We start from the raw sequence: 12378 nt of genomic DNA, 5'->3' as shown, positions 1-12378 counted from the left end.
TTACAATGCCATATATGTATTTATTACTGGAATATTACTGAAAAAAATTAAATTAATAACAAAATGACCTAAGTAATCGGTGTTATTTAATAGGAAAGCGAAAAAATATAAGGTTATAAGATGGAATGAATACAGAATCGATATGAAGGAGCGAAAACAATGAAATTTATGGATGAAGAAGTTATCGAGATGACGAAACATGCAAGGCAGAAAAAGCGAATGGAGAACATCGAAAACCAATTATTACATACTGATATCGTGCAAGCGATTAAAGATGGTCAGCTCATGATTGAAGATGAAACGATTGCGTTCAAAGAAATAAGTTTTTATGAGGGGCAAATTCGGATGTGTATGCCTGCAACATTTGACGTGATGGAGCCTGAATTAATGGATATCAAATATCCATCCAGTCGTAGACCTGATTATATTTACACAAGTGAAAGTACGTCTATCAATGTCACGCTGAAAATTATGGAACAACAGGTAAAAGAAGAGGAATTAGAAGACTTCACAGAGGCTATGAGGAATATCCTTCAAAAAACGCAGCCAACTACAAAAATGTTGGATATTGGCATGAATGAAGTGAACGGTTTTCAAATGGGCTACTTTGATTTCATTTCACCAGCACTAGATAACAAAATTTATAACTTAATGTTTTTATTTATAGTAGGCGAGAATGTGACGATGGGCTCGGTTAATTGTTTGAAAAAAGAGATGGATATTTGGAAACCAATTGCTTACGGCATGATGGAATCTATCGTTGTTGAAAACAAATTATTAGATGGGGAAGGTGTTGTTGAATGAATAAGGAAACAGCCTTGACGTATAAAGATATCATCGTAATGCCCTATAATATTCGCGTCAATCAAATCGAAATTACGCAACAAATGAATGAGCATGCTACATTGCATTTAACGGGCGTGATTCCTGATGAACTCGAAGATTCCTATGTATATATGACCGATGCAGAAACGGCTATTGAAGTCGTGCAAATCGGTAGTGGTGGACAAACTATTCCTATTTTCAATGGGCTGGCATTAGATGTACAAGTGAAATCGGTTTTGGGCACCTATTATTTGGAGGTTAAAGCCGTTTCGCATACGTATGTGTTAGATGTGAAGAAGAAAAATCAAACCTATCAAAATGCGAGTATGCCCTATAGTGAATTAATAAATGCATGTATTGCCGATCAAAAAGGTGCAGATTTCATGGATTATGCCTCAAAGGGCGCTACTATTGGCCGCTTTACGATGCAATATATAGAGACGGATTGGGAGTTTCTTAAACGAATGGCATCGCGCTTCCATACAGGTCTGGTGCCAGATACGGTTCACCCGGCTGCTAAGTTTTACTTCGGTGTGCCGTTTCAAGCTGGGGGTACGCAAAAAATGGAGGCCATCAATTATCGAGTTAAAAAGGCGATCGGCAATTTCCTTGTGTCCAGTAAAAATCATCTCGACGGTATTACTGATAGTGATTACATGTACTATGAAGTAGAATCGTTCCAACCATTCAAAATAGGCAATGAAGTGACGTTCCAATCAAAAAAGTTATTTGTCTATAAAATCTACTCAACTTTAAAAGATGGCTTGTTCAAGCATATTTATACGTTAACACCTCAGAACGGCTTCAGTGTCCACACTACTTATAATCAAGCTATTATTGGCGCCTCTATTCAAGGCAAAGTAATCGATGTTGCGGGGGATAAAATTCGTATTCATGTCGATTTCGACGAGGGGCAAGATAAAGATACAGCGTATTGGTTTCCGTATTCAACGATCTATGCATCAGAAGATAATACAGGCTGGTACTTCATGCCAGAGCTTTCTGATAATGTGAGAATTTATTTCCCAGGCAATCGCGAGGATGAAGGGATTGCGATTAGTTCTGTGTCAAAAGCGCCACCACAATCTAGTTCGATGTTAGCAGCAACGAATCCGCCTAGTCCAGGAGGCGGTGGTGGTGCTAGTGGCGGAGGCGGAGGTGGCGGCGGGTCAAGACCTGCACCACCCGAGGATAGTCGCCAAGACCCAGCGCGGATGGCTGATCCAGATGTCAAAACACTCAGAACGAAGCACGGCAAACAAATTCTACTTGCACCGGATCGGATTGTCATATCTGGTGGTGGATTAATGATTTCGCTTATGGATGATAATGGGATCTCCATCATAAGTGATAAAAATATTACTTTACAAGCAACAGATAAAGTCGCCATCAATGCGAAGCAAATTATGATTAATGCGAGCGAGAAAATAGAGATGACTTGTAAAGATAGTTCCATCAAGATGGAAGACAAAATGGAGATTAAAGGAACAGAAGTACGAGCAAATTAGTGAGGATGTGGACGCATGAAACGAGAAGAAGCATTACAGCATTTTATGGATGAATGCGTGTCAGTTCATATCAGCCGATTACAACAGAAGGTTGATCGCCAGTTTCGCCAAGAGAAGGAAATCTTATTAAAACCAATTATTCACTCACTTGAACAGCTGTTTGCAAATATTAGAGAGCAGCAGGGGCAAGGGAGGTTAGCGCCAGTTGCCTTTATTCATTTTTCATTGCTGCGAACATCATTACTAGATAACAAGTGTACGTATTTGCTAGAAGCGTATGGAGAAAAATGGTACTACGATTGGGGCGAATGTACGGCACAGTATGAAGCGGAATGGCTTAGTGAGGCGATTATAGATTTACACACAACGCTTGAAAAAGAAAGAAAGCCATACCTCTACATCCAAGCAGCTGATGTTCGAGGAATTATTCAACAAACTGTGATTCTGTTTCATCAGTATATTATTCAATTGGTGCGCTATCTCTTCCGCTATCAACAAGACAGCGTACCTGAAATAGACTTTCAACGAGCCGCATACTTGCGATTTCGTGTCGGGGAATATAAAGGATTTAGTGAAGACGTCGGGGTCATCGATGACCGGGAACGAGTGGAACAAAATCTTCTCTCATGGTTAGAGAAAAACGAGACGGATAAATCTTATACATTTGAAAATTTCTCGAGCCTACCATTACAGCAAAAATATTTCGACCAAATGGATTTTTCTTATGCGAATTTCAATGGCAGTGACTTAGAAGGGGCTTCATTGAAACAAAGTGTTTGCATCGGTACTAGTTTTGTAGATTGTAGCTTAGCGAATGTTGATTTTTCATATGCGACCATTCAAGATGCTGATTTTCGTAATGCCAATTTAGCAGGCGCTAATTTTACGCATGCACAAGGAAAAACAATGATGCTTCCCGATGATGAAGTAGCGTGTTATTTAGGCACTGATTTCAGTCATGCGAATTTGGAAAATGCAAAATTTGAGTTTGCGCAGATTGCAGGCGCCAATTTTACAGGTGCCAATTTAAAAGGAGCTACTTTCTTTAAACGCGATCAAGAGAAGTGTCAATTTAGCCCAGACCAGATAAAAGACATTCATTGGATTCATTAACGTTGAAATCAATAGAAATGATAGTTGCAGGAGGAAAAGATGGAATATTTTATTGTTCGGCAAGATCAAAGTATTACAAATCCAATCATTCCTTTCAAGACAGACCTCGATGATAACTTTGTCTGTTCATCTGTATTCGGGGAAGTAATTGAAAAAGACAATGCGATATATCTGGATTATTTAGAGAAGCCTCGAAGAATCGTGTCGGATGATTTGAAAGGATTGCTTGTGAAATATGAGGATAACTTAGAATTTACAGCCATTGTCTTTACGGATGTGAAGAAAGGAACACAGCGCGTACATTGGCTTATGGATATTGTGAAGAAGAACTGTATTTCAGATGAGACGATTTATTATCCAGACGGACAAATAAAGGAGCTCGTAATTGACCCGAAGAAGGTGGAACTAGATTGTATTTTTCAAGTCGACGGTAAAAAGGAATCGTTCACCATCGTCAATTTAGATGTGGCAGAAAGTATGCTACGACGACCATATCTCGGAATTCAGTTGCAGAGAGTAAAACTACAAAGTCGATAGATCATTCTAATAAATCATGGCTCATTATCCAAAGTTGTGGATGAATGCCATTTATATAAGTTGATGGGAGTGGAGACTGGGCGACTACTTTGTAACCAACATCGTGTTGGCCCTAGAGAAGCGGATGTTTTCTCTGCGAAAGTGTAGCGACAGCAACAAAGCGCCCAGTCGGAACGGAAATCAACTACACGTTATGATCATAAGCTAAATCATTCCAAAACACTGTCGTAGTTTGAAACAGTGTTCAATCGATATGAAAGGAAGGATATTTAATGGCTCAAGTTGTAGAAAGTTTGGAAACAGAAGGTTCGGAACAGGAGCAATTTAGTTATGTCGTACATGGCGCCATCATTTCCTGCGAGCATGGTAGCCACCTAAATTATTTAAATTTGCCGCAAGATCATGGCGTTTTTATTAAAGAGAAAGCCGTCATGAATGTAGGGGATCGAAACCCTGACAACATTCCAACCTTTGGTGTTTGCCTAAAGTTAGAAAAACCGTGCACACCAACATGCTCTATTGATTGGATGGAAGGCATGGAAAATGTCAATATCGAGGGAAAGCAAGCGTTATTAAGCCGCTGCCATACCCAATGCTCAGCAGGTGGAGGCAAAATCGAAATTATTCATGACGGGCAAGAGGAAGTAGAAATACCGATACAAGGATTTTAAAGACGAGGTTGATGGAAAGGAGGTAAGTAATGAAATCGCTAGAAGAAAAGGAAGTACACATGATTAGTACGTATGAGGATCTTGTGCTCGAATGGAATTATCCGCTTATTCATTTAGATAAATTAACGATCAAACATAAGGGCAATGACCATGCGAGATTGTACTTTACGGGAATGATTGCTGAGGAGCAAGCGCAAAAGTATATTCAACGAGTCAATCATACGGATGAAATAGTTGTGAAATTTGGACGAGACAGTGCCGTATTGTTCTCAGGAAGAATAGAAAACGCGGAGTTGCAGGCAGCTCAAGGGGTGCACTATGTCTCTGTTGAGGCTGTATCATTTACAGCAAATATGGATATTGCGAAGCGCTCACGTTCTTTTCAAGATGCCAATATGACGTATGTGCAGTTAATAAATAACATCGTGAAAGCCTATCCTAATGGGGATTACATCGACCAAGCTTCTAACGGTCAAGCCATTGGTAGTATTGCGATTCAATACTTAGAAACAGATTGGGAATTTATTAAAAGAATGGCCTCCCGTTTGCACGCCGTTGTTTTTCCTGATTTAAAAGGAAAAGGTGCTCGATTTTGGCTCGGTACACCTCAAAGTAGGAAAAGCATAACGATCGACCATCTGCCTTCTATAGTACGTATGGACGTTGATGCGTATCGCCTGATTACAGAAAACGATGGGACGGAAGTGAGTGAAGCCGATTATACATTTTGTGAGTTTGAAAGCACGGAACCCCATGAGTTGGGCACGTTGGTGCAATTCAAGGGAAGCTCCTATATTGTAACGGCTAGGGAAACCCTTCTTGAGGGGGGCGTGCTGAAGTTTCAATATACTGCCCAACCAGAGAAAAGTATTCGTCAGCGGTTAGTACGCAATCTAGATCTCATTGGTGCAGCATTTACAGGAAAGATTATTGATGTTACGCAAAACACCGTTAAAATTCATTTAGATATAGATAAAAGCCAGGATCAAGGAAAAGCACATTGGTTTGCGTATTCAGCAGATGCCAATGGTGTTATGTATTTAATGCCTCAAATAGGCGCACGTGCCCAATTGCATTTTCCAAGTGCGGTTGAAGAAGAAGCCATCGTTATCAGCTCCGTGCGTGTTAATCCAGCTACACCAGAGGGTGGACAAAAGCAGGCGAAGAAAATGGCGGACACTACCGTAAAATCATTGGCAACCAATGTTGGGAAAGATGTGACGTTAGGCGTTGGTGATATTACCTTTAGTGCAGTAGATGGCGTCTTGGACTTAAAGATGGATGATGGAGATGGCGTAACATTTCAAAGTAACAGTACCATCATGCTAGCGGCCGATGAAACACTCGAAATAAGTGGGATGAAGGAGCTAGCCGTAGAAGCTGAGGAATGGATCGCGATATCAGCAAAGGAACAAAGCCATGTAATAATGGCCGCTGACACCCAATTAATTAGTACGCTCATTGAGCAAGAAGGTATAGAAAAGCAGAGTCAGCCACCGAAGTTAAATGAAGAAGCAATCGAAGCTATGAGTAAAGTTGACTTAATTTTCCCGCAAAAGGCAGAAGAGAAAAAAGAGAAAAAAGGCTGGTTTAGTAGTTTATTAGATGGTGTAAGTACAGCGCTGGATATCGCTGGGTTTATTCCTGTCATCGGTACATTTGCGGATATTGCGAATGCAGGAATTAGCTTGGCAAGAGGGAATTACATGGATGCAGCCATGAACTTAGTAGGTGCGGTCCCGTTAGTTGGTGATGCCGCCAAAGCTGCCTACAAGGTCAAAAAAGGGGCAAAACTCTTAGATAAAGCTGGTGATGTTGCAAAAGGTGTTGATAAGGTTGCTGATGCCTCAAAAGTAATAAAGGGAATGAAAGCTGCTTACACAAAAGTGTCTAAAACGCTAGATGCAGTATCGGCGCTAGCCAACAAAGGATCTAAGGCCGTGAAGACAGCAGCAGATAAAGTCGTTTCATCGATGGATGAATTGCTCGGGGTGTCGAAGGTATTAGACGGTATGAAGGATATGGCCAAGGAAGCGCTAAAGAAATTTAATCGTAAAGGATCAAAGAAGCAAAAATGTACAAATGGGCAAAGTAAAAAACGTAGCCAAACATGTGGGGATCCTGTAGATGCAATTACAGGGCGAATGATTTATGAAGGTATCGACTTTGAGCTACCTGGACCCATTCCCCTTTTATGGGAACGATCATGGTACAGTGATAGTAGTCGCATTGGCTTGTCAGGTCATGGAATGCACTTTACATACGACCTAGCCTTAGAAATTTTTGAAGAAGAAGACCTGATTGGGATAGTTGTAACGGATGGTCGCGCGATAGGGTTTCCAATTTTACCAATAAACTTACCTTATTTTAACAAACGAGAGAGGATGACCTTAACAAATACAGGTGAGGAGTATCATTTATTTGAGCATGATACACGATTGATATATGTATTTGAACAAATAACAGAAACAACTTACCGATTAAAAGAAGTTAGAAATGAGCAAGCGCATCATATTCAATTTGCGTATAACCTTAAAGGTTTCCTATCCCAAGTAACTGACAGTGTTGGAAGAGTGCTCGAAGTTACGACTAATGAGGTAGGCAGAATGACAGAAGTTGCCTTACGTAACCAGATGAGCCGTGAAGTCTTAGTTCGCTATGATTACAATGATGGACAAGATTTAATTAAAATCCAAGATGCGTTAGGACAAAGTACGCATTTAAAATATGTGAATCACTTAATGATGCAAAAAACAGATCGTAATAAAAATAGCTTCTTCTGGCGCTATGATGGCCCAACTACAGGTGCACGAGTTATCAAAACATGGGGAGATGGCAATGTCCTTGCTTATGAGCTTTCATATCACGAGGGCTATAACGAAATTACGAATAGCTTAGGTCATAAAAGCTATTACTACTTTAACGAGGATAATCTCTGTACGAAAATTGTTCATCCAGATGGTAGTGAAGTTAGCTATCAATATAATGAGGACTTTGAATTACTCCAAACAGTAGATGAAGATGGTCGTGTCACGTCATATAGCTATGATGAGTGGGCAAATCCAGTGACGATTACGCTTGCAGATGGCAGTACTTTATCGTCAAAGTACAATGAGAAGGATAGGTTAATCCAGGTAGTTAACGCAGAGGGTGGAAGTCGTCAGTGGATTTATAATGAAGATGGAACATTACAGGCTAATATTTTAGAAGATGGCACAAAGACTGAATTTTCCTATAATGAGAAATGTTTAATTAAAACGGTGACAAATGCGCAAGGTCATGTGGTAAGCTTAGCTTATGATGCTGATCTGAACCTAAGTCAAGTAACATTGCCAGACGGAACAAGTTCGACATGGACGTATGACCGTCGTGGTAACTGCACAACAACAACCAATCCGTTAGGGGCCACAGAGAAGTTCGTATATGATAACTTGAATCGCCTAGTACGTGCAAATCTATCAGATGGTAACGACATTCAATTAAAGTACAATGCCTATGATGATGTTATTTTTGCAAGAGATAACCATACACAAGTAGCCTTTGATTATACTATTCTTGGCAGTTTGGTGTCTCGAGAACAAGGTGGAAAGAAAGTCAAATTCACCTATGATACAGAGGAGCAGTTGACTGCTGTCATCAATGAAAAAGGCGAAGCGTATCAGTTTGAACGTGATGAAAAAGGGAATATCATTAAGGAAATTGGCTTTGATGATATGGAAAGAACGTATGAACGAAGTCTTGCAGGATTGGTTCAGAGAATTCAACGTCCAGGCGATCGGTGGACTGCGTATCAACATGACAATTTAGGGAATGTCATTCGAGCTGATTATTATGATGGTACTTGGGAAACTTTTGGTTATGACAAAAATGGTTCGTTAATTGAGACTGAAAATGAGCATGTGAAAGTAAAACTAGAGCGAGACGCATCTGGACAAGTGATCAAGGAATGGAAAAATGACCATTGGATTGCGAGTAGCTATGATAAATTAGGCAACCGCTCACAGATTATAAGTAGCTTAGGCGCAAAAATCGATGTCGCTCGAAATGAAATGGGCAATGTGTCACAAATAACGGCTTCTCGCCCAGAGCAAGATAACTGGACAGCAGTGATCCAGTACAATGAACTCGGTCAAGAGATTGAAAGAATCTTACCAGGGGATGTCATCAGTAAATGGCAGTATGATGTAGCAGGTAGACCAACAAATCATCGAATAAGTAGCCAAAACCGCGATACAAGAAGACGTGTTTATAATTGGGACATCAACAATCGATTACGAAGCATGGTAAACGAGTTAACAGGTGTAAAAGTTACCTATGGTTACGATGAATTTAGTAACCTCGTCTGGTCCAATCAAGGTGGTCAATTTGATTTCTTACATCGCAGTGTCGACGATGTCGGGAATTTGTATGAAACGAAAGAAAAAACAGATCGTGTCTATGGTACCGGAAGTCGATTGCTTGAAACGAAAGAGGCATCATTCTCTTATGATAAGGAAGGTAATCTGGTTCAAAAAGTCGAAAAGAATGGTGGTACGTGGAAGTACGAGTACTATGGCAATGGAATGATGTCGAAGGCTGCACTTTTTTCACAGAGTAAACTGGTAAAAGAGGTAACGTTTAAGTGTGATCCACTTAGTAGGCGTATTGAGAAGAGTTATGATGGTAAGACTACTCATTTTGTTTGGGATGGAAATAAGATTCTGCATGAGTGGGTAGAAGATGGTGGTTATACGTGTGAAGGCAGTAAAGCTTCCACTATAAATGCAAATCAACATCCAAATGATATTGCCAAGAGTCTTGTAACTTGGGTTTTTGAGCCAGATACGTTTATTCCAACGGCTAAAATTACGAGTGAAGGTAATTTTACCATTATCAGTGATTACCTTGGTACGCCAGTTGAAGCATTTGATACAGAAGGTAAGCAAGTTTGGTCCAGTGAGTTAGATATTTATGGTAGAGTGAAAGAACTTACTGGGGACAAGCACTTTGTACCATTTCGCTATCAAGGTCAGTATGAGGATTTTGAGACTGGGCTTTACTACAACAGGTTCAGATATTACGACCCTAGTATAGGAATCTATACTCAAATAGATCCGATTGGTCTTGATGGTGGTTTTACTCTTTATTCTTACACAAAAAATACACTCATTGAAATTGACGAATTTGGGCTAGCAGGAAATCCATATAGGAGAAAAAATGGACAATATGCTAAAAAACCTGGAAGAAAACCAAAACCTAAGGCTGGTATTCATGGGAATAGCAGGAATTCCCCTGCAGTAGCTGCACTTTATGCAATGTATGATGATCAAGCCAAATTTCAAAAGTGGGGTATAACCCAAGAAGTTGATGACTTGACTAAGCGATATGGTACTGAATTGCCAAAAGGATGGACTGTTGAAGAATTGTCTCGAGGAAGTCGCTCTGACATGTTGGATTTGGAAAAAGAATTATCTGAGAAAAATCCAGGGAAGCTTAATAAAGAAAAACACGCAGGCAGTAAAATAGGTGAAGCATTAAGTCCCAAAGCGCAGAAAATATATGAAAGGGCAGGAAGTCCATGTCCATATTCATAGTGATAGAGGAGAGTTTTTGATGGATATATATATAACCGTGGCAAATGGAGGAGTTTCAAATATTCGATTAACAGTTTATAAATATAAAGATTTAATAAAGGAAAAATTCGCAAATGAAAATTTTGGAGATTATATAACAGAGATTTCTTACTTTTTATTTATTAATGGAGATGTGACTAGGTATTACGAAAGTAGTGGGGTCTATAAACTTAGTTATAAACCCAAAAAAAAGTGTATGGATCTCCATATTTGTATGGATGAAACTGGTTGGAGTGATGATGAAGACAGAAATGAAGTGATATTCAAAAATGCTTTAATGAACCTTTTAATATATAGTTCGGAGGCCATAAAGGAAAAAAGCGTAGCTAAGAAATTAGATTTTAACAAAGATTTGTTTGACCAAACGTTAAAAAGTTGTTTAGAATAATTTTCTTTTGTTAGAATTTTGACAAACTGAAAAAACAATATAATTATAAATTAACATTATGGGGGAGTTTTAAAAGAAGCACCTTGACGAAAAGCAATTAGTAACGATTTTTTCATTAATTGTTTTATGACAAGGCATGAAAGCGGAAGTGAGCAAGTTGAACGGTATTTATTTTTAACATTGTTCATTTGATAGCAATCACAATCCAGAAAACCAACATAATGGAGGCGGAAACATCCATATGTTGGTTTTCTGCATCTCATGGGAAATACGTATTAATCTTCTGAATTTCCCTTTCTGAGTCTCAAAATGCGCATATTCATGATTTTGTTCTTGCAAAGTTCCTCTAATCTATTCCGAACAATTTCGTTAAGTAGTTGGTAGTACAAATAATCAGCAATCTCAGTAAGTTGATCAGGTTGTCATGGGAAAATATTGATAATCTGATCGAGATACTGTCTTTCTTCAAATTGATTTCCGTTCTATTGCCAACTTTGCCTTTGTACGTAATTCTTCAACGGTATTCATGACATCTACAATATCTGTAACAAAGTTATCCAGTGAAGAAAACTGTTTTCCTTTCCATAGGAAAAAATCATAATCTTTCACGTAATTTTTTTCTTATTCATGTATTTGTTCGAGGATTCTTAATCTACTATTTAGTTGAACTAGCTGGGTTTGGGCAAAGTCCATTATTTTCAGATGGTAACGATGTTCAGCTGAAATACAATGCCTATAATGATGTCATTTTTGCAAAAGATAACCATAAGCAAGTAGCCTTTGATTACACCATTCTTGGCAGCTTAATATCCCGAGAACAAGGTGGGAAGAAAGTTAAATTCACCTATGATACTAATGAGCAGTTAACCGCTGTCATCAATGAAAAAAGGCGAAGTGTATCAGTAAGCGAAAGCATGGATTTAAAAGGGCGTCCGTATTCTAATGCTGTTTTATCTCGAGAAGTATTAGTTAAAGGGAAGAGTACCTGCTAATAAAAATTACTAAAGTGTGCCCTTAGAATATGAGATAAGTTTTCGTAGAATTTATAAATGAAGTGATTTTTGGGGATACAGGAAGCGATTGATATAATTATAAAGGGTTAGTAAGTGAAATTCAGACCAGTAAAATTAAGAACGAATAGGGAATTAGATTCTGATTTATTAAATCAAGTAAGAGAGGCACTGGATATATTAACACAATATTATAAAGATAAAGCGGCAATTTCCAGAAAGTTAGCATTAGCTATGGTCGACATCTATGGTGCACTTTCATTTCAAGAGGGCTATTTTGAAGAGGAGCTATTAGAAGAATTCAAGGGAATTAGTATTGAGTTACAGGAAAAGGCAACTGAGCTTTTTTATGAATGATTTATTCCTTACTATCTCGTAAAAAAATATATTTATAATCTACAGTTGAACGACTTTTTTTAGGACAATGATATTAAAGCCATCTACGAGCTGTGGTTATCTGGAATAACTTTGGTCGTGGTTTCCCTTGTTTTCCAAAGGCAATGCCTTTACGGTGTTAGCATTACCATGTGAAGTCAGAAAAGGGCTATGTGATATTTTTAAGCTAATAATTTCTTTGTTTTGGTAAGCCCTTTTGTCCGATGCGACAGAAGGGCTTTTTTAAGTGCGCCCGGCATGCGTATGAACTATAGGGTGTAAGTCCCGAACCCCGAAGACAGAAGTAGAGGTTAGCCAAGAGCAAGGGTGTCCGTGGTG

Annotated in this window: 9 protein-coding genes; all 9 read left to right on the top strand. The window is 39.0% G+C overall.

From position 1 onward, the window contains the following. The first annotated feature begins 159 nt into the window (after positions 1–159). The 9 genes from PVA17_RS22975 to PVA17_RS22935 all read left to right on the top strand — a co-directional run bounded on the left by PVA17_RS22975 (position 160) and on the right by PVA17_RS22935 (position 12021). Entirely contained in the window at positions 160–804 is a 645-nt protein-coding gene (locus PVA17_RS22975) for a hypothetical protein (RefSeq protein ID WP_274069102.1), read from the top strand. Further along, entirely contained in the window at positions 801–2333 is a 1533-nt protein-coding gene (locus PVA17_RS22970) for a phage baseplate assembly protein V (protein WP_274069101.1), read from the top strand. Before PVA17_RS22975 ends, PVA17_RS22970 begins: the two co-directional genes overlap by 4 nt. Positions 2334–2348: 15 nt before the next feature. Beyond that, positions 2349–3446 (top strand): pentapeptide repeat-containing protein, encoded by a 1098-nt coding sequence (locus PVA17_RS22965; RefSeq protein WP_274069100.1) that lies wholly within the window; start codon positions 2349–2351, stop codon positions 3444–3446. Between the two features lie 39 nt (positions 3447–3485). Further along, positions 3486–3983: a hypothetical protein gene (locus PVA17_RS22960; RefSeq protein WP_248716435.1), complete on the top strand. Its 498-nt coding sequence runs from the start codon at positions 3486–3488 to the stop codon at positions 3981–3983. Positions 3984–4255: 272 nt separating this feature from the next. Then, positions 4256–4654 (top strand): DUF4280 domain-containing protein, encoded by a 399-nt coding sequence (locus tag PVA17_RS22955; RefSeq protein ID WP_274069099.1) that lies wholly within the window; start codon positions 4256–4258, stop codon positions 4652–4654. A 29-nt stretch (positions 4655–4683) separates the two neighbouring features. After that, a complete protein-coding gene (locus PVA17_RS22950) occupies positions 4684–10227 on the top strand; it encodes an RHS repeat-associated core domain-containing protein (RefSeq protein WP_274069098.1) in 5544 nt (1847 codons plus the stop codon). 19 nt (positions 10228–10246) lie between these two features. Further along, positions 10247–10654, top strand: coding sequence for an Imm12 family immunity protein (locus PVA17_RS22945; RefSeq protein ID WP_274069097.1), 408 nt, complete (start codon positions 10247–10249; stop codon positions 10652–10654). Positions 10655–11214: 560 nt separating this feature from the next. Then, positions 11215–11646: a hypothetical protein gene (locus tag PVA17_RS22940; RefSeq protein WP_274069096.1), complete on the top strand. Its 432-nt coding sequence runs from the start codon at positions 11215–11217 to the stop codon at positions 11644–11646. Positions 11647–11760: 114 nt separating this feature from the next. Next, a complete protein-coding gene (locus PVA17_RS22935) occupies positions 11761–12021 on the top strand; it encodes a hypothetical protein (protein WP_274069095.1) in 261 nt (86 codons plus the stop codon). Positions 12022–12378: the final 357 nt, after the last annotated feature.

Source organism: Lysinibacillus sp. CNPSo 3705 (genome assembly GCF_028674935.1).
Taxonomy (GTDB): domain Bacteria; phylum Bacillota; class Bacilli; order Bacillales_A; family Planococcaceae; genus Lysinibacillus.
Note: the sequence above shows the minus strand (reverse complement) of the source record. Positions and strands in the feature narration are given on the sequence as shown.